At 54.3% G+C, this 17047-nt stretch carries 13 protein-coding genes and 3 pseudogenes; 6 read left to right on the top strand and 10 right to left on the bottom strand.

What is annotated here, in order from left to right; genetic code table 11:
* Nucleotides 1–397 precede the first annotated feature (397 nt).
* Nucleotides 398–1500 (top strand): IS3-like element ISRel21 family transposase gene (locus tag AM571_RS24670; RefSeq protein WP_155774534.1). Its coding sequence is split into 2 segments (ribosomal slippage): nucleotides 398–659 and nucleotides 659–1500, totalling 1104 coding nucleotides; the frame shifts between segments, so codons are not numbered across the junction.
* 397 nt (nucleotides 1501–1897) lie between these two features.
* Here the strand turns inward: AM571_RS24670 and AM571_RS36595 are convergent.
* Nucleotides 1898–2440: a hypothetical protein gene (locus AM571_RS36595; RefSeq protein ID WP_012489593.1), complete on the bottom strand. Its 543-nt coding sequence runs from the start codon at nucleotides 2438–2440 to the stop codon at nucleotides 1898–1900.
* Between the two features lie 354 nt (nucleotides 2441–2794).
* Here AM571_RS36595 and AM571_RS24660 point away from each other — a divergent pair, with 354 nt between their 5' ends.
* Complete coding sequence (locus AM571_RS24660; RefSeq protein WP_004677746.1) at nucleotides 2795–3490, top strand: DUF6875 domain-containing protein; 696 nt, start codon at nucleotides 2795–2797, stop codon at nucleotides 3488–3490.
* Nucleotides 3491–3575: 85 nt separating this feature from the next.
* Nucleotides 3576–4097 carry an aminoacyl-tRNA deacylase gene (locus tag AM571_RS24655; protein ID WP_004677747.1) on the top strand — a complete coding sequence of 174 codons (522 nt, stop codon included), beginning with the start codon at nucleotides 3576–3578 and terminating at the stop codon, nucleotides 4095–4097.
* Between the two features lie 155 nt (nucleotides 4098–4252).
* Here AM571_RS24655 and AM571_RS24650 read toward each other — a convergent pair.
* The 4 genes and pseudogenes from AM571_RS24650 to AM571_RS24635 all read right to left on the bottom strand — a co-directional run.
* Nucleotides 4253–4588: pseudogene (locus AM571_RS24650) on the bottom strand (IS3 family transposase); the annotation flags it as partial.
* Between the two features lie 61 nt (nucleotides 4589–4649).
* Nucleotides 4650–5531: an IS21-like element ISRel3 family helper ATPase IstB gene (gene istB / locus AM571_RS24645; RefSeq protein WP_003563080.1), complete on the bottom strand. Its 882-nt coding sequence runs from the start codon at nucleotides 5529–5531 to the stop codon at nucleotides 4650–4652.
* Nucleotides 5528–6787, bottom strand: a complete 1260-nt coding sequence (istA, locus tag AM571_RS24640; RefSeq protein WP_074063737.1) for an IS21 family transposase — start codon at nucleotides 6785–6787, stop codon at nucleotides 5528–5530. The genes istB and istA overlap by 4 nt, the downstream gene beginning before the upstream one ends.
* A 149-nt stretch (nucleotides 6788–6936) precedes the next feature.
* Nucleotides 6937–7336 (bottom strand): annotated as a pseudogene (locus AM571_RS24635) (transposase); the annotation flags it as partial.
* A 900-nt stretch (nucleotides 7337–8236) separates the two neighbouring features.
* Between AM571_RS24635 and AM571_RS24625 the strand changes: the two are divergent.
* Together AM571_RS24625 and nodD3 are read left to right on the top strand one after the other, a co-directional pair.
* Nucleotides 8237–9262: an LLM class flavin-dependent oxidoreductase gene (locus AM571_RS24625; protein ID WP_004677759.1), complete on the top strand. Its 1026-nt coding sequence runs from the start codon at nucleotides 8237–8239 to the stop codon at nucleotides 9260–9262.
* A 151-nt stretch (nucleotides 9263–9413) separates the two neighbouring features.
* The gene (gene nodD3, locus AM571_RS24620; protein ID WP_004677763.1) at nucleotides 9414–10322 is read left to right on the top strand and encodes a transcriptional regulator NodD3; all 909 of its coding nucleotides are present in this window, start codon (nucleotides 9414–9416) and stop codon (nucleotides 10320–10322) included.
* Between the two features lie 409 nt (nucleotides 10323–10731).
* On the opposite strand, the gene nodD2 is transcribed toward nodD3, so the two are convergent.
* The gene (nodD2, locus tag AM571_RS24610; RefSeq protein ID WP_004677768.1) at nucleotides 10732–11688 is read right to left on the bottom strand and encodes a transcriptional regulator NodD2; all 957 of its coding nucleotides are present in this window, start codon (nucleotides 11686–11688) and stop codon (nucleotides 10732–10734) included.
* Between the two features lie 387 nt (nucleotides 11689–12075).
* Between nodD2 and AM571_RS36590 the strand changes: the two are divergent.
* Nucleotides 12076–12243 (top strand): annotated as a pseudogene (locus tag AM571_RS36590) (IS3 family transposase); the annotation flags it as partial.
* Nucleotides 12244–12354: 111 nt separating this feature from the next.
* Here AM571_RS36590 and AM571_RS24600 read toward each other — a convergent pair.
* The 4 genes from AM571_RS24600 to AM571_RS24585 form a co-directional block, all read right to left on the bottom strand.
* The gene (locus tag AM571_RS24600; protein WP_074063730.1) at nucleotides 12355–13944 is read right to left on the bottom strand and encodes a class I tRNA ligase family protein; all 1590 of its coding nucleotides are present in this window, start codon (nucleotides 13942–13944) and stop codon (nucleotides 12355–12357) included.
* Between the two features lies 1 nt (nucleotide 13945).
* A complete protein-coding gene (locus AM571_RS24595; RefSeq protein ID WP_004677772.1) occupies nucleotides 13946–14275 on the bottom strand; it encodes a cupin domain-containing protein in 330 nt (109 codons plus the stop codon).
* 21 nt (nucleotides 14276–14296) lie between these two features.
* On the bottom strand, nucleotides 14297–15076 hold the full coding sequence (locus AM571_RS24590) for a phytanoyl-CoA dioxygenase family protein (RefSeq protein WP_004677773.1): 780 nt from the start codon (nucleotides 15074–15076) through the stop codon (nucleotides 14297–14299).
* An 81-nt stretch (nucleotides 15077–15157) separates the two neighbouring features.
* Nucleotides 15158–16444 carry a lysine N(6)-hydroxylase/L-ornithine N(5)-oxygenase family protein gene (locus tag AM571_RS24585; RefSeq protein WP_004677776.1) on the bottom strand — a complete coding sequence of 429 codons (1287 nt, stop codon included), beginning with the start codon at nucleotides 16442–16444 and terminating at the stop codon, nucleotides 15158–15160.
* Nucleotides 16445–17047: the final 603 nt, after the last annotated feature.

Genomic DNA, 17047 nt, shown 5'->3' with positions numbered 1-17047 from the left:
ATGGCGGACCCGATGTGCTGCATTATTCCGGAATTCGAGCAGGCTCAGCAGCCTCGGCAACATGCGTGGATAATGAAATGCCGTAGGAGGAACGTGGCACCGCCTGGGCTCGCTGCTTAGGAACCGCCAGTCTTGTATTTGCGGACCAGAGCCGAAAGTATCGCCTGTTCGGCAATTTCGGCACCGCTCCGTCGAGGGCCTTGATCGCGGACCCGGCGATGCGAGCCAAAAGGCGCTCCTCGCTGGCCCCTTTTCAATTTCTTGGCGATCGAGGCGACGACCCTACGTTCCCATTCGCCACCATCTTGTGCACTTTGATCTGAACCCTTCAAACTGGACCAGTTTTGGTTAGAGTTTTCCGGTGCATTTTCCTGGCTGGGAAAGGGACCAGAAGACGATGAAAGCGTCGCAGTTTTCGGACGCTCAGAAGGCGTTCATTCTGAAGCAAGGTGATGAAGGCGTGTCGGTTGCTGAAATCTGCAGGAAGGCGGGGATCAGCCAGGCGACTTATTTCAACTGGAAGAAAAAATACGCGGGCATGCTGCCACCGGAGATGAAGAGGCTGAAACAGCTCGAGGACGAGAATTCGCGCCTGAAGAAGATCGTCGCGGATCTGACGCTGGACCGCGAGATGTTGCAGGATGTCATCCGCCGAAAGCTCTAAGGCCTGCTCGGAAGCGGGAGATGGTGAAAGGCATGTGCTGCGATTGGGCGATCTCGATCCGACGTGCTTGTGGAGCGTTGAACTTCGATCGATCAACTCACCACTATACCTCTCGCCGTGCTGATCAGGCCGGTCTGGAACGTCGTATTCGCGAGATCTGCGAGATCCGTGTGCGGTACGGCTATCGCCGCGTGCATGTGCTGTTGGAACGCGAGGGTTGGGGCACCAACATCAAGCGAACCTACCGCATTTACAGGGACTTGGGGCTACAGTTGCGGAACAAGACACCGAAGCGGGGGGTAAAAGCCAAGCTTCGCGAGGATCGGCACATGGCCGTCGGACCCAACGACGTCTGGGCGATGGACTTCGTTCACGACCAACTCGCAACGGGTAAGAAACTGCGCGTGCTGACGGTGGTCGACACCTTCTCGCGCTACGTGCCGGTGCTTGATCCACGTCATAGCTATAGAGGCGAAGACGTTGTGCAAACCCTTGAACGGGTGTGCCAAAAAGCCGGCTATCCGAAAACGATCCGTGTCGACCAAGGGACCGAGTTCGTGTCGCGCGACTTGGACCTGTGGGCCTATTCCAAGGGTGTGACGTTGGACTTCTCACGCCCCGGCAAGCCGACTGATAATGCTTTCATCGAAGCGTTCAATGGCTGCTTCCGTGCAGAATGCCTGAACCAGCATTGGTTCCTGACCCTTGCGGATGCCCGCGAAAAGATGGAGGATTGGCGTAGATACTACAATGAGGAAAGACCTCATGGTGCGATCGGCAACAAGGTGCCGATCTCGTTGGTGAATTCGGGAGGCGCAACCAGCCCGCCTCCCTGAATGAAGCCGGAAAACTCTAGCATCCGGTGGTCCAACGTTTGGGAGCGGTTCAGAAATTCTCAGTGGCAGGTCAGACGCCGGATGAAAATTCAGTGGCAGGTCACACTGTCTCGACCAAGAGATGGAGGACCGCGTCAGCGGTTTCCGCCTCGCCTAAAAAGATAGCGTAAATGCCAAGGTGATAAGGCTGAGGATGCCGCCGAACTTCCCGCGCAGTTTCTTGGCCGAAACGACGATACAGCCGCTCCCCCTAGCAGCGCCTGCACCGGCCGTCAGGCCGGTTAAGCGAAGCGGGTTACCTCGATGAAGCTTGTTTACGGAGGAAACATTTGATTGATGAAAGGATAAACGCGCGCGAGACCGGCTTCTTACTTTTGCTTTCCCACAATAAAACTCGCTAAAATTTCCTGGCTTTTCGATCGACTCTCTTTTGAGAGGAACCCACAGGTGCCCCAGAAGACGCTGGCGATTTATCAATAGATGAAGAACTTGCCGTTGCCATCCCTTCCTCAGGAAGCGTAGCTACTTGAGCGGCACTGTCAATCGCTCTACGGCAGTCATCAAGGAAGTCAGCTATATATTCATTGACATAGACAACCAACGGCTCCTTTGGAACAACAATCAGACGCCGTTTGTCCGTTTTATCCCGAGTGATGTCGATGAACCCACGCAAATGCGCTGCCTCGACATACTTTTGGCAAACAGTCTGGTTTTTGAAAGGCAGATAGCGACACGCCTGCATCTTCGTCATGGGTTTGTTATTGGCGTCCATATGATATACTTTAAGCATCAATCCAAGAATATTCCTCAGGAATAGTTTTTCTTCGGAATTTTCGCTAACGAGATCTGACAAAAACGAGTCAATTTTCTCAAGCTTATGCTTTACGCCGACGTCGATCTGTTCTGGCGTATATATTTCTCTTCGTGTTGTCTTCGCCACGGCCACGCCTCTGCGCAATGGGTCGTTCTGTTTTCACCAAAAGCCTGTTACCGGATCCCATCGCGGCGACATTTATCATATGTATGTCTTCATAACTATGACGAATATAAGAATTTGCGGGCGGTCGTGAGACTAACCTTCATCGTGCACGAGCCCCCGCTCTTGTTTTCACATCCATTTAAAAAAACAGTTACACAAGTGTAACTACGAGTGCTACCAAAAATTCGGGAGCTTCGCTTCCGATGGAAGGTCGGTCTCTTGATTGGCCCCCGACCAGCTCGCCCGCCGCCCGAGCTGGCATGCAAGAGCCCGACCTTCCGTTTTGCACGTGGCTTTTCGAACCAGGGATCCGAAATGAATAAAGAAATTTGGAAAGATTACAGCCAACCTTTCGGGACGATTGGTCCATTGATGACAGTGGGCGAAATTCTGGAAAAGAATATTGATGCGGGATACAACGCCTATGATGAGTATGCAAACGCAGCTCTTCAGAAATTTGCTCGGTATGCCTCAGAATTCCTCTCCAATCCACATCCTCATTTAGGTCGGGACGGGAGCGTTTGCCCTTTCGTTCCCGAGGCTCTGACGAAGGGGCTTTTACGGGTTGCCGCGTCGCAAGCTGTTGCAGTTGACGAAATCGAAAACGATTTGGCGCGTATGCTCGCCGTCTTCAGCCAGATGAAACCCGTAAAGTCCTTCAACGATCGAACGGGCGACTGGATCTATAAGGCCATTATCATTGCCCTTCCTGGAATACAGGATGAAGGAGAGATTATCAGGATTGGTCAACTGCAAAAACGGCTGAAGCCCGACTTCATTCAGGAAGGTTTCATGATCGGTGAATTTTATCCAGGTTGCCCGGAGCCCGGTTTGCACAACAGGATGTTTCGACCGCTCGACACAACGGTTCCAGCCTTGGCTATTCGGCATATCACCAAATATGATGCTCCTTTCATGCTCGATAGCGATAAGTGCCTGGAGGCTTACTTCAGTATTTTTGGGAACGAGGGTCGCCGCCGCATTAGGCAGCTTTTGGAGCGAACCGCCTGAAACTTACTCGCAAGAGGGCTGTACTCGCAGTCGCTGAAACAGCTATCCTCGATCGTCCTACCAGGTGAACCGGAAGGAAACGACTATGTTGGACGTTCATCCGAACGTACTTGCTGAACTGCACCAGATCGGAGCGTCGACGGTACGATTGTGGCGCTATAGTGAGTTCGCCACCCCTATTACATCTCCTTCCGATTTAGCCTCCGCTATCGGCGTTCCCGTGGGGCGCGTTGCAAAGACGATGATTATTGCCGAGCAGAAAGCGAACGATGTGATGCGCCGGTCTCATCCTGCGCGCCACCTTTGTGCCGTTTTGCTGCCATCACCTTCAAAGATTGACATGAAAGCGGTTGCTGGCACGTATGGATGGAAACGAGCCGAGCTTGCTCAGAAAGAACAGGTACTCGATCTCTTCGGCTACCCGTCAGGAAGCGTATCACCATTCGGTCTCCAGAAGATCGCTGTACTGATCGACACCGCCCTTTTTTCTTATCCTACCGTAGTCACAGGTGCGGGCAAGGTTGGAGTCGAGCTTGAGATCGACACAAGCATGCTTTGGAAGATCGGGCAGCCGTTACAGACGCGTGGACGGGCCAGTCAAACCTAACGCCTCGTCACCTTTCATAGAGATGCCGTGAGGTAGGTTATTTCTTCGGGAAAGGAAATGCGGTTCCACGTAACGGCGCCTCGATTAGAGAATGAGGGTTCAATACGTATGTTGCGTAATCGGACTCATAGTGCGCACTATAACGAAAATCGTCACACCCGTCCCAACGTCTGCACGACATCTTCACCTCGATAGCTGTGAGGCGGATCAAGCGCGGGAACATAGCGTGAGAAGGTGGCGACCACCGTCAGGACCCGCAGTTTCTTTCCGGTTGCGAGCTGGTCGTGCACGAAGTCCATCGCCCACACGTCATTTGGTCCGACAGCCATTTGCCGATCCTCGCGAAGTTTCGCCTTAACACGGCGCTTCCGAGTCTTATTCCGCAGCTGCAGTCCCAAGTCCCTGTAAATGCGATAGGTTCGCTTGATGTTGGTGCCCCAACCCTCGCGTTCCAAAAGCACATGCACGCGACGATAGCCGTAGCGCACCCGCGCTCACAGGTGTCAATGCCGCGTGAATTTTCCCCAATAGTGCCGAAGTAAAATTCCCCACTTATGCCGACGTGGATGCCAGGGAGAATTGAGGATTTTTCGGCGGCCGCCCGCGCGGCTTTTGAGGTGGAGCGAATGCGGGCGGAGCAATGAGAGCTTTGGAGCGAACATGCTCCGGCATCAGTTCGGCATGCTGGCGCAACCGGTAACTCGATCCCTCGATTTGCACGACGACGGCGTGATGAAGCAGTCTGTCGAGAAGCGCGGTGGCGACAACGGGATCGCCGAAGACATCGCCCCATTCAGCGAAGCCGCGGTTTGATGTCAGGATCATCGCACCTCGTTCATATCGGGCGTTCACGAGTTGGAAGAACAGATTGCCGCCACCCTGGACGACCGGCAAATATCCGATCTCGTCAACGATGAGCAGGCTTGGCCTGCAGAAGAAGCGAATGCGCTCCTGAAGCCGACCCTCCCGTTCGGAACGGGCCAGCGAACCGATGAGGTCGGCAAGGTTCGTGAAGTAGACGCTCTTTCCAGCTTTGACGGCTTCGACGCCGAGCGCCGTGGCAAGATGACTCTTGCCGGTTCCAGGTGGGCCGAGGAAATGCACGGCCTCGTGTCGATCGACGAAGCCAAGCTGCGCCAGAGTGAAGATGCGATCGCGATCGAGCGAAGGCTGGAAAGTGAAGTCGAAACCAGCGAGTGTCTTGATCGTCGCGAGCCTGCCCATCCGCAGCGCCGTCTTGATGCGGCTGTTCTCGCGTAGGGTCAGTTCCTCGGAAAGAAGGATATCGATCGCTTCGAGTGCAGACAGCTCGCCATGTTCGAGGCGTCGCACGACATGGTCGAGCGCTTCCAGTGCGCGCGGCATCTTCAGGCCCACGAGATCATGGCGAATACGGTCGATCATGGACGGTATTGCATCGAGGGTCGCACTCACGGGCGGTTCTCCTTTGCCAAGACCTTACCGACGGCGTCATAGAAGGCGAGAGACCGCTGCAGCACGGTGTCGCCGGCGGGCTTGACGACAATGGCCTCGCCTCGTGTTCGTGGCCACTGTTGCGGCGTGAGTGCTCGTCGGTGGTCAGGATGAACCCGGCGTTGTTTGCGGCCCTCGAGGACAGGATGCGCGGCGATCAGGGTGCCGTTCTCGAAGATGCGGACCTCGTCGGCAAGCGAATGGACCTCCACCGTTCGACTGCGGGTCGCATCCGGAACGCTGTAGGTGTTGCCGCCGACGCTGACCATGCCCTCCCGCGATACGCGGCGCTCCAGCTTCAGAACGGATTTGAAGGGTGCCAGCGGTAGCGGCCGCAGATACGGACGCTCCTCGGCGAAGGCCTCGTTGACGACACGCTGGGTCGTCGCGTGCTTCCTTGGATTGGCGACGGTGTCGAGCCAGTGCCGGAGCTGGGCGTTCATGTCGTCGAGATTGCGGAACGAACGAGCGAGGAAGAAGTCCTCGCGGATATACCGAAACGGCCGCTCGACCTTGCCTTTTGTCTTGGCTCGGTAGGCCTTGCACGCCTTAGGATGGAATCCATAATGGCGGGCCAGGTCGATGAGAGCACGGTTGTAGATGATGCCCTCCGTCTGACCTTCGCCGATAACAGCAGTCTTCATCCGGTCGTAGAGCACCTCCCGCGGCGCACCACCAATCGCCTCGAAAGCGGCGATGTGGCAACGCAGGACGGTCGGCAAGTTCTGATGCATGACGAAGCGGGCCCAGATGAGGCGGCTGTGACCCAACACCATCGAGAACAACCAAACGATCCTTGGCGTCATTGGCTCATCGGTGAAAACGACATGGAATTGGGCGAAATCGACTTGGGCCTGTTCGCCAGGCGGCGTCTCGAAACGAACTTCGAAACCTGGATTTGCCGAAGGTCGCACGTCACGAAGAAAGTCCGTGACGGCGGTGTAACCGCCGGCATAACCTCGATCCCGGAGTTCTCGGAGCAACCGACTGCCAGTGAGGCCGGGATAGGTCTTCACCCGCTCCCGCAGGTATGAAGCGAACGGATCGATCACCGTCGCGCGAGGCTTTCTCGGCCCATAAGCCGGAGCCTCGAGGCCTCGTTCAATGTATTTGCGCACCGTCTTGCGATCGATGCCTGTTTCTCTGGAAATAGCCGACACCGTCAGCCCCTGCTGATGCAGATCCAGGATCATGATCGTCTCCCTCAGCTTGATCACCAATGTCCCCCTTCCGACCATCGGAAGGAGTATCGGCGATGACGCGCCGCTGGTCTTCCGGGGCGCGCCCCGGAAGACCAGCGGCCGCAGCACCTGGGGAAGATTCAAACGGCACTAATGGGGAGTATTGCTCCGGTACTGACACACAGGTCTAGACCGGCCTCGGCGCGGCGAGAGATGTAGTGATCGGTCGACCGATCGAAGTTCAACGCGCCACAGGCACGCCGGATCGAGATCGCCCAATCGCGGCACATGACACCACCTCCCGCTACCCCTCAGGCCTTAGAGCTTTCGGCGGATGGCGTCCTGCAGCATCTCACGGTCCAACGTCAGATCCGCGACGATCTTCTTCAATCGCGAATTCCCGTCCTCAAGCTGCTTGCGCCTCTTCATCTCTGGCGGCAACATGCCGGCGTACTTTTTCTTCCAGTTGAAGTAAGTCGTCTGACTGATCCCCGCCTTGCGACAAATCTCCGCGATCGAGACGCCCTCATCACCCTGCTTCAAAATGAACGCCTTCTGAGCGTCCGAAAACTGCGATGCCTTCATCGTGTTCCGTTCCTTTTCCCAGCCAGGAAAATGCACCGGAAAACTCTAACCAAAATTGGTCCAGTTTGAAGGGTTGAGAGCAATTTCCCTATCGTAAAACCTGTGATCCTATGAAGTTAAGATGGGGAATGTTAAGGACATACAACAGCGTGCACGAAAGACGCGGAAGCCAACTGCGTCACATCTATTTCTGGTATCGGCGCTGTTGCGCTGCGGCCAAAACCGCACTGGCTCCTGATCCTTCCACCTTCGGAAGGGGCCGTGATCTCGCCTGGGTCGACCGTATGCTAGTTCGATCAGCAACCCTTTGACGGTGAAGATTCCTGGTTATTCACCTGGTGGATCAATGCCATACAAACAATCAATTTTACGAAGCCATGGGATGTTATTAAACACCTCGATTATGAATTGGGGACCCCATGATGTTGCTCCACCGAGAGCAGCCGAGGGCAAGGTCACAGACCTGGCCGGTAAATGGAGACGAACATGGCCAACGTGGAACTGCAGAAGGCGCTCTCGTCTGCCAATCAAGCGCCGAGACATAGCTCTGGGTCCTTTCTTCGCCTACTGCAGGAGCCTCGTCGCATTAAACCGAATACCAGCTTTAACACATTTGGGTCGCCACAAAAGCTGAACAACCACTATCCGATCTTGCCAATCCTTGGCTTCTCAAAAGTGAACGGAGCTGTGGGTATGCGAGATGGGGTGTTACCCACCGCGAAGTCATACATGAATACGAATGATTCAATGTCATTTCAACGTGAGCATTATGATTAGCTCATCGGCGTCAGCATCGTTTTTTAGAACCAGCAGCTTTTCGATGATTCCTGGCGAAAGACATCGGGGCCACCCTCCGGTCTTGGTCACCGAAAATTCGCCGCCAAACTTGGAGACATTTAAATGACAAACTCTCTTCCCGCAAAGCTGATGGTTGGTATCTTCGACCATTTGGACGAAGACGGAAGGGAGATTGGGCGCCAGTATGAAGATCGGATGAAGTTGGCAGAGGTCTGCGATCGCCTTGGCTTTTATGGATATCACGTCGCAGAGCACCACTGTACTCCCCACGGCAGAGGACCTTCGCCGAATCTATTTCTAGCAAGCGTAGCTCAGCGCACGCAGCATCTTCGTCTCGGTCCTTTGGTTATGCTGTTGAACCTTTATCATCCGTTACGTGCGTTTGAAGAAATTTGCATGCTGGATCATCTGAGCGGTGGCAGGCTCGAGTTGGGCATGGGGCGCGGCTCCTTACCAATCGAATGGAGCTTTTTCGGTATTGATGAGGAGGTGGCGACATCGCGCTATCTCGAAGCCAGCGAGATCGTCATCCAAGCGATGAAGGAAGGAGCTCAGGCTCTTTCCTACAAAGGCGACCACTTTGAACTAGACAAAGTCCCGTTGATGTTGCGGCCACACCAACGTCCTCAGCCTCCGACATGGATTACAACCAGTCGTCCTGAGGTTGCGCGCTGGGCGGCTGAGAACGATACAAATCTTGCCTGCGGGGGCCCTGCTTCTGCTGTTCGCCAGATCACTGATGCCTACCGAGCACACGAGAGACGTACCGCCGGGGGCAGGAAACGGGCGCCGTTCCTTGGGTTGGTCCGAATGGTGGTGGCCGGCAGCACGACGAAGCATGCCATTTCGCTCGCGGCCCCGGCTTATCAACGGTGGCTTCGGAGCTTTAGGTTTCTGTACGAGATTAACGGGATACAGACTCCTCAGAACCTCCCGCCGGATTTTGATGCAGCAGTAGACTGTCAGTTGTGCGTAGTTGGTACTGCTGCTTCAGTTAGGCAAGATCTTCTCGATCATGTCGAGGAAGCAGGTGCTAATTATCTTCTTTGCCAGCTGGCGTTTGGTGATTTGCCATTGGAGGCTTCCTATTACACTGCAACGAGCGTTCACTCTGGAGTTATGGCTTAATCTGGACTGGCCTCAGGTTGCTTTCCGATCACAGAGATTAAGTCTCTGTGGCCGCGCCCTCAAATCGATTGAGGAGCGTCAAGGCGAATTCAGCCATCGCCGTAGGAACAGCCATTGTGGAATGGGCTGCACTATTGGATAGTTAAAAGATATGCGATTTAAGGGCCTCGATCTAAATCTCCTTGTCGCGCTCGATGCACTAATGATTGAGCGCAACCTTACTGCGGCGGCACGTAGCATTAATCTGAGCCAGCCCGCAATGAGTGCAGCTGTCCGCCGGCTCCGCTCCTATTTCCGCGATGAACTATTTACGATGCGTGGTCGTGAGTTCGTTCCAACTCCGCGTGCGGAAGACCTCGCGCCTGCGATTCGTGAGGCTTTACAGCATATTCGGCTCAATATCATACCCTGGGATAAATTTACTCCTGATCAATCAGATCGTCATTTCCGAGTAAGCTTATGCGATTTCGTTACAGTTGTTCTTTTTCAGAAGATACTGGAGCGTCTTGCGCGGGAAGCACCCGGCATTAGTTTTGACTTGCTGCCTCTTACTGACAATCCAGACGAGCTTTTGCGACGCGGCGACGTAGACTTCCTTATTAGCCCACCGCTATTCATGTCGAGCGCGCACCCTAAGATAGATCTATTTCAGGAACGACTGACTTGCGTCGGCTGCAGTAATAACAAACAACTTGAGGAAGCCCTTACTGCCGAGGAGTATTCTTCAATGGGGCACGCGGTAGTTAGGTTCGGTCGGACGCAGCAGCCTACCATAGAAGATTGCTTCTTGCAGGAGCATGGCCTCAAGAGGCGGGTCGAAGTCGTTGTTTCAAGCTTTAGCATGATCCCCGCCGCCCTAATGGGCACCGATCGCATCGCAACCGTTCCGTTACGACTAGTTGGGCTTTTTGAGGACACGATACCATTGCGGATGACTGCGCCCCCGATAGCGCTGCCGACATTCACCGAGGCAGTCCAATGGCCGGTACTTCACGACAAAGATCCGGCAAATATCTGGATGCGAGATATAATGGTTCAGGAGGCAGCGCGATTGCCGTGACCATCCTGAAACCTAGGAAGCTGGGCTGCATTGGGAGCGACGACCCGCGACGCGGCCGATTAGCTGAAGACGGCACCACCTGTGAGTGACCCGCAGGCCATTTTATCGACGAAGCTGAGCGCTACGCCCGTCGCCGATCGGCCGCCCTTCGGACGATTGCGCGACGTGCTGTCTAGCACCTTCGGCGGCAAATCGAAGGGTGCTGGGGGACCACAATTGCTCCGCACCGCAACCCGCCGCTACCGCCGCAAATACAGCAACCCAAAACCGTCGGAGCGAACTCAAAACTGGATAAAACTTGGGGGCAAGGTCAGCGGGCCTTCCCCGGATGGATACCTTTGAAAAGCCTCTTTGGTGGCTGTTGAACTTATTCGGGCTCGGGCGGATCTTACTCAAGCAGGAACCTTGGTCAGGAACCGGATTGTTGTAGCAACCCATGTATTTTAGGTGCGTTGGAGGACATCATACGGGAAGCTTCCTCAACCAATATCTCCCTGAACCAGATGCTCCCTGGATCGGCATTATGGAGCGCTGGCCATTGAACAGCTTCTGTGAAGACGGGGAGCGGTAACGGAAGGTTGATGATCCGCAAAGGGAAAGTACTTTCGTAATGCTCGACTAAGCGAAGCGGTAGGTTAGCTATGCGGTTCGTGCCACGCAGGACTGGTGGTATTAAGCTAAACCCTTGCACGACGACCTCCACCCGCCTCTGAATACCATTCTCGAGCAAGAACCAGCCCTCGACCGATGGCTTCAAAAAGCGCCCAAACGCGGCAGCGACGTGTCCCGTGGAGACATATTGCTCGATCGTCAGCGCTGAAGGTAGGTCCACATTTGTCGAACAGGCTACACATACAAACTTCTCTGTGAACAGTTTTGCGCTCGGGTGTGCGCCCGAGAGAAAAAATTCAGGCACGATGAGGAAGTCGACGTCACCGCGGCTAAGCATCTCGTACGGATCACTATCCAAAGGCAGCAACTCAAAGCTGACTGCGGGCGCTTCTCGAGCAACTCGCTCAATGATTTTATTGAAGTATATCAGCATCATGAAATCGGACAGAACTATTCTAAAGCATCTGTCAGACTTCGACGGGTTAAACGGCTCCCAAGAGATGATTGAGCATTGTACCTGCAAGAGAGTTTCACGCACTGCCGAGGCAAGTCCTTCGGCACGGGGCGTCAGCCGAAGTTCTCGACCATTCATTGTAAACAATTCGTCGCGGAAATAGTCCCGAAGCCTACCAATGGCGGCACTCATTGCTGGTTGACTTAGATTGATACTACGTGCGGCAGCCGTTAGGTTGCGCTCGGTCGTGAGCGCATCCAATGCAACGAGCAGGTTTAGATCAAGGCCCTTGAAACGCATCTTTAGTCACATCCAAACAACGGATATTTTATATCCAAACAATCGATTTTTCCAGTACAGAACCTTCCAGCATAGATCCAATGAAGGTTCGTCGAAAAGGCTTAGGTTAGTTTGGTGATCAATTAAGTAGGCCGCATAGTTACGATAGACGTTATAGTTGCAGATAATCCACTTTAAATATCGAATGGCACCTTAGCAATAGGCGATGTGGAGCGGCGTCACCGAGCGACATGAAATGCTAGTGAACGGATGGGCGGAAGTAGGTTCATCATATCGCGATACCGGAGAGGCTTTGCCGTACGCTGGCTATCGACTGGCGGGCTCCTTCTGTTTGGAAGCATGTTCAAGATATTGGTGGCGTGCCAGTAATTTGTGATGAAAAGATCAACGCGCCTGAAGGCGCTTGAGGAAGAGAACGCCACACTGAAGAGACTGCTCGCCGAGCAGATCCTGGATACGGCCCCACTTCCCGAGCTCCTTAAAAAAATAGAAAGGCCCGCCGCCAAGCGCGACGCCGTCGCACGCCAGAAAGCCGTCGTGGGCCTTTCGGAACGAAGTAGGTCGCCCGACTGCCGCCTTGCGTTCTCCGCTATCGAGATGCCGTCATCCGGTCGGCGTCCGCGTTACTCGCCTCGGGATCGTCAAAGCGGTTGCCGTCATTAAAAGCTAAGAATTCGGCCGGACTTGCCTAAATCGTCTTTCATAAGCCTCTATGAAGGCTTCCGGAATCGGGTCGCTAAACAATGGGAAATCAACCGGTTTGCGTAAGCCGGTGCTTGGCCGGATAGTGCCGCCATCGAGCCCCGGCCGCCATCCGGCTCCGAAAAAGAAAGCACCATACCGCGCCGCAAGCATCGGGGTCACAGGATTAAGAAGGCTTAGAAATACGGAAACTTCCGCTGCGCTGACTGAGGTATCTGCCCTTGAAAAAGACGCAACGTCGAAAAAGGCGTCTATGGCGTCCATGGCATCCCAGACGCGCAAGTCCTGCACCGCTTCGGAATATCGTTTAACATTGTGGTTCTGCTCGACTGTCAGCTTGTCGGCCGTCAGCGTCTCGTTACATCCGGCGTACTTGCGCAAAGCCGTTTCGAAAGCACGAATTCTAGCCGCGGTCTGAAGCAGCCCCTCGATCAGAAAATCGTTGTCGTTTGCGCCAAATGGCTTGGCGATGCTAGCCAAATAGTAGCGCAGCACGTTCGTGTCGATATCTGCTGCCACCTCGTCAGCCCACACAGCGTGGTCACGGCTAGTAGAAAATTTCGCCCCTTCGAGCTTATAAAAGTCCTGAATTGCATGGTTGTATGGAATCGCATAACCGCGCGAGAACAAACTAGCAGTAACGCCGATCGTGTAATAAAACCGGTTATCCTGACCCATGAAGAATACGAGTCTCGTGCTCGCGTTGCGCATAGTGTCATCGAGATCTGCGCCATTTTGCTTGCAGAGGCGTTCGATTCCTGTCTCATAGCACCACAATCCTTCAAACCAAGTCATTAAAGTTTGGCCTGCCACCTCCACCGGGGAGTTCAAAGTCACACCACGGTCGAAATGCCGCGACATCGGCAATGCCATCAGTTTTGACCGTAGCCAGTCAAGTTCTTTGCGCTTTATGGATTCCGGCCATCCGCTCGCCTCAATGGCGTGATCGAGCCCCGGAGCAAATTTTTCAAGCTGAAAATGAACCTGTCGAATCGGGCGCAAGATAAGGCTCTGGCCGCATGTCGTGTGAATCGGGTTGCGTAGTAGATTGTGTTGCAGCGCCGAGCCGCAATCTTCGCAAAGGTTACTATCTGTTGGCGCGTTACAAGCTGGACACTCTCCGACCGCGAGTGAGTCTGCGGCGAACTCTTCGCACGTCCCGCAATACAGTTGCTCTCCGTCGCGCAGCTCAACGTAGCCGGACGCTCTTAGTTGGTCGTAGATCGCCAAGCTGCGGTCTTTGTGGTCTTCGCTTGAAGTCCTTACAAATACGTCCGGTTCAATATCAACTGACCGCAGACACTGCAGAATTTCTTCAATGTGCATGTGTGCGACGTCATCAACCGGCCTGCCAAGCTTTCGGGCTTTCACCAGCGTGTAAGTGCCATGTTCGTCCGCACCTGTCACGTGATAGGCCGCGTTGCCTACCATGCGGTGGTAGCGTACGAACACGTCGGCGAGAAGGTACACGCCACCTATATGCCCAAGATGCAGCTTGCCGTTCGGGCACGGCGGCGCCGAGCAGGCAAAAAAAGTATGTTGGTTTGCTCTCAATTCAATCCCACCATATCGAAAGGAACTTTAAGCTGGTTTGAGGGCTGCTATTTTTGATCGCGTGTTTTTGGTGCGGCGCTATATAGACCATCGTGTCCCCACTGACTGCGGAGGTTTCTCCATCGGATTGAAACACGCCGCTGCCCGAGATCAATACCCAGAGTTCGTGCTCTGGGTGCGAATGAAGATCGACCGCATCGCCAGGTACCACCTCCACAATCGATGTGCCGAAAGCCGTTGCGACTGCCTGCGGTAGATGCTCAAGTAACCGGCACACCAGAACGCCATACTCCTGGCGCATGATTGAGCGGTCGATCTGTTTCGTATACATGTTTGCCTCTGTCCTCTGCCTTCAATCGCGATAGAAAATGCCGTTCGGCGGCTTGAGCTCGTCGATGTTGGAGACCTTGCCCTCGGGAGGGTTGTAGGCGCGTTTCAGTTTGTTGTATTCGGCCCTCGTTGGCCCACCAGTTGAGGCACGCTGGAACACGAGATAAATCACCCTTCGAGAATTTTCACTTTTGTTGGGCTTTGAGTAATGTGGGGCATAGTCGTCAAAGATGAAAATGTCACCGGCCTTCCACGTTACGGGCTCCCAGGCCAGCCTGTCCGCGACCTCGGGGTACATTACGCCGCCGGCGTCCATTGGGAACACGCCCTTTTTGTGGTTCCCGGGGCTGAAGAAAAGCCCTCCGTTGTCTGGGCCGGAATCGTCGATGCCTATTGCAACAATCGCGTGCACCATCCGGTCTGGTAGCTTATGTGGGATATGGTAGATGTCCTGATGCGGGCGATAGCCGCCGCTGTCGGAGTACTTAAAGATCAGCAACTCTTTGAGCATGCGGGCATCTTCCCCCAGTAACTCTTCGACGATCGACTCGATACGGTGGTCAGCCAGCAGTAAATCACGCAGGGGGGCGTTAAATTCGAGGAAGTTCTCGACCTTCGAAATGATCCTCCTACCGTCAGTTGTTTTTTCGAACCATATCAGCCATTTGTCTTCACTTGTCTCCCAGCACGAAACATCAGCCACAAGAGCTGAAAGTTTATCTCGGCTTTCTAGATCGAGAAATGACTCAATCCTAATGTATCCAACGTCATCCCATGTTGATTTTTGTTCTTTGGTTAACATGTGTAACTCCTTTTTAGATTTAAAGCCGCCTGGTAAAGCTGCGTCGTGAGCAGGCGCCCCGAGCTGCACTGCACTGGAGTGTTATCTTGCGTTTTGTGTCTCTTGAGCGGGAAGTAAACCTAGGCACCCAAGGATCGGCCGATCTGGGACGTTCAGATAGTATTCACGCCGAAGCAGGCTATTGATGATGCGACCGTTTCGGTAGGCGACGAGCGATAGATTCACACTCTGCAAGCCACTTTGGACTGGGGATCGGTTTTGCAGATATACCTGGCCGGCGGCGTTGTCCTCGAATTGAACGGAGTAATCGTCCTTCACGACCGGCAGACCGCCTTCCATAGAAGCGGAAGCCAATAGGCGATCGATAAACGCTAGCGGGCGAGGCTCGAAACCGGTGGCGAGTACGACCCGATCAGCCACTACAGTCGGTCGCTGACAGGTGCCGTGCGAAGCCAACAGCGCGTGCCAACCGTCCGCATGAGGAGACAACTCCTTCATGACGACTGCGGGTAGCAGTTGAATGACATCGTCAATATTGCCAGTCGCGCTGCGGTGATAGATAGTTTCGTAAATGCGGTTGCTCAATTCTGCTGAAATGCCGTCACTGGTGAGTTTTTCGTCGTCGACAATAGTGCGACGTTTTTTAAGTGGCAGCGAATGAAAGCGCTGGCTGTAAGACGGCGTGTATGACACGTTGATAAAAGAGCTGTCATCCCTCGTGAACAGGTTCCCGCGTGACGTCACCCATGTAATTTTACCGATACCCGGACTGCCCAATAGGTGTTCAACAACCTCCGCACCGCTCTGCCCCCCACCAACGACTAATACGCGTTCACCGATGTCGATTTGTGGCCGATCCAGATAGCTCGCCACATGGTAGACCTTCTCGCCCAGCCAAGGTTTGGCGCATTCGGGAATTGTTGCAACGACACCGACGCCAATCGCAACTGAGCGTGCATGGTAGTGATCTCGAGTCGTCGTCACGCGGTAACCCTCGTCTAATCTGGTTACGTCGGTAACCTCCTCCCCAAACCGGAGTTGTGGCAACTGATGCGCAACCCATTGGAAATACTGTGTGAACTCTCTTCGCGACGTGGTCGCGTCGCACCGGTTTACGAAGCTGTACAGCCGTCCATGCACCGCGAGGTAGTTGAGAAACGAAAACGGACTGGTCGGATCTGCAAGTGTCACACAGTCCTTCAGCGGAGATACCTGCAGGCGACTGTTGGGCAGCAGCAGCCCAGGATGCCAATCGAAGCCGCTTTCCTTTTCGAAAAAGGCAGTGCGCAGCGGCGTCGGACACGCGAGTGCTGCAAGACTAAGATTAAAGGGTCCGATGCCTATACCGATGAGATCCAGCACTTGCATAAACACACTTCCTTTGGTTGGGCGGGCACGTGGGCAGCGATACGGAAATCATTATCGAAGGACGTCTGTCTCCTACACCGCCCTCCACAATGTCTGACTGGCGATTGCGATGTTGAAACGAACCCACGAAAATAAGCGAGTGTAAAGACTTGGGAGGCCGTTGAGATTGACAGACCACGTTCGCCAGCGAGGTTCACCACCATCGCATTCAAGGTCGAATAAGTGAGACCGTAGCCTATCGCAAAGAGAACGGTGGCGACGACGTACAGCAGCTCGCTTCCCGGGTTCAAAACCAAAAGTCCGATCCCAATCAGTGTCGTCACGAAGAGGGTGAGTGCTAGGCGCCCAAGCGGCAACTTACCGATCATACCCGCGACGGAGAATCGCAATGTGACAGTCGTGACGGTGAATGTCAGAAAGAAGACATTCGGTGAGAGTCCGCGCGTTTCGGCATATATGCTTTGAAACGTGGACAGGCCTGCGAACGTACAAGCACCGATCGCCAACATGACCACCGGCAACACCGTTCTCCCCCACAAAATAGACATGGTCGTCGGATCGGATAAGCGACGGCGCTGGTAGAAAGTTGCGGCTGATGCTGAT

It is taken from the genome of Rhizobium etli 8C-3 (assembly GCF_001908375.1).
Taxonomy (GTDB): Bacteria; Pseudomonadota; Alphaproteobacteria; order Rhizobiales; family Rhizobiaceae; genus Rhizobium; species Rhizobium etli_B.
The sequence above is the reverse complement of the archived record's forward strand: the minus strand, read 5'-3'. Positions and strand labels throughout refer to the sequence as shown.

Excerpts from the sequence above, each read along its gene's own strand:
- AM571_RS24585 (WP_004677776.1), bottom strand. The coding sequence starts at position 16,444 with ATGCAAGTGCTGGATCTCATCGGTATAGGCATCGGACCCTTTAATCTT.
- AM571_RS24625 (WP_004677759.1), top strand. The coding sequence starts at position 8,237 with ATGACAAACTCTCTTCCCGCAAAGCTGATGGTTGGTATCTTCGACCAT.
- nodD2 (WP_004677768.1), bottom strand. The coding sequence starts at position 11,688 with ATGCGTTTCAAGGGCCTTGATCTAAACCTGCTCGTTGCATTGGATGCG.
- AM571_RS24660 (WP_004677746.1), top strand. The coding sequence starts at position 2,795 with ATGAATAAAGAAATTTGGAAAGATTACAGCCAACCTTTCGGGACGATT.
- nodD3 (WP_004677763.1), top strand. The coding sequence starts at position 9,414 with ATGCGATTTAAGGGCCTCGATCTAAATCTCCTTGTCGCGCTCGATGCA.
- AM571_RS24595 (WP_004677772.1), bottom strand. The coding sequence starts at position 14,275 with ATGTATACGAAACAGATCGACCGCTCAATCATGCGCCAGGAGTATGGC.
- AM571_RS24655 (WP_004677747.1), top strand. The coding sequence starts at position 3,576 with ATGTTGGACGTTCATCCGAACGTACTTGCTGAACTGCACCAGATCGGA.
- AM571_RS24590 (WP_004677773.1), bottom strand. The coding sequence starts at position 15,076 with ATGTTAACCAAAGAACAAAAATCAACATGGGATGACGTTGGATACATT.